The organism is Devosia psychrophila (assembly GCF_000971275.1).
GTDB lineage: Bacteria > Pseudomonadota > Alphaproteobacteria > Rhizobiales > Devosiaceae > Devosia > Devosia psychrophila.
On record NZ_LAPV01000083.1, the window covers coordinates 1 to 1,091 of the forward strand.

A 1,091-nucleotide genomic window follows, 5' to 3' on the forward strand; every position below is an offset into this window, starting at 1 on the left:
TCATGCATGTCGCGCCAGGGGCAGCCAACCCGCAGAACATGGAGCATGCCGTTCAGATAACGGCGATTGTCTTGCGCTGGTCGGGACTTGCGCCCTCGTTCAGCCGGCAAAAGCTCTCCAATGAGCCGCCACTCTGCGTCCGACAAATCCCCGCGTGCCAAAACCGCCTCCTAAAAAGCAGTCTTGAATCACAGCAAAGACGTTTTGGGAATCCAGTTTGTCAACACGACCTAGCCAACTGAACTGGTCCGCGATACTCAGGGCAACCTCGTCGAATTTGGCGCAGGACAACTTCAGTTCTGTAGGAATGCTTTGTGAACCACTCCCTTGATTTGTTGGACTCCGGCCTTCTCGAACAGGTGGCAAAGATCGTTTCCGCATACGTCGCTAACAATCCAGTATCTCCAGCCGATCTGCCCACGCTGATCGCTAACACGCACAGCGCGATGCGAGCCTTGTCGTCTGCTCAGACTGATGCGCCGGTGGAACTTCCGAGCCCCGCCGTGTCGATCAAGAAGTCAGTCATGCCGGATTTCATCATCTGCCTGGAGGACGGCAAGAAGTTCAAATCGATGAAACGGCATTTGGCTTGGCTAGGTATGACCCCAGATGACTACCGCGCCAAGTGGAGCCTGCCGTCGGACTACCCCACCCGTTCCAAAAATGCTTTCAGTGCCAACTCCGCGGCCACTGAAAAAAGGTGACTTTGAGGCTCCCACAGCGCATTGGGCGATGGTGAGTTTTTGTGGAGGACTCTCGCCTCGTCGAGGTAGCGAACAGCGATAGCCGTGATGACCTGGTGGGCGTTGGTTGCCAACGGGTGAAGCTCCAGGGGTCAAAAGTCAAATACAGAGGTCATTAGAGTTGTTCCAAGAGTCTTATCGAGCCGAGCTTGGCGCGCAAGGTTCACAAACTGCTTTTCGGCTATGATTATAGGGCCGGTGAGTTCAACCGGTCATTGCAGCACCATTAATCTGGAAGGAATGGGGGTGTCGCATGGTGGCGTCACGGATCCGGTTTACTTCAGCGCAGAAGGCCGAGCTGTCGGAGCGATGGAAGCAAGGTCAGAGCATTTCATCGATCTCGCGGTC

The 1,091-nt window shown here is 55.2% G+C and carries 2 protein-coding genes; one reads left to right on the top strand and one right to left on the bottom strand.

Annotation, left to right across the window (positions count from 1 at the left end; genetic code table 11):
• Positions 1 to 161: transposase (locus tag WH91_RS23295; RefSeq protein ID WP_144408352.1), on the bottom strand; the 161-nt coding region annotated here is incomplete at its 3' end.
• A 153-nt stretch (positions 162 to 314) separates the two neighbouring features.
• Between WH91_RS23295 and WH91_RS06820 the strand changes: the two genes are divergently transcribed.
• Complete coding sequence (locus WH91_RS06820; RefSeq protein WP_046170252.1) at positions 315 to 704, top strand: Ros/MucR family transcriptional regulator; 390 nt, start codon at positions 315 to 317, stop codon at positions 702 to 704.
• Positions 705 to 1,091 lie beyond the last annotated feature (387 nt).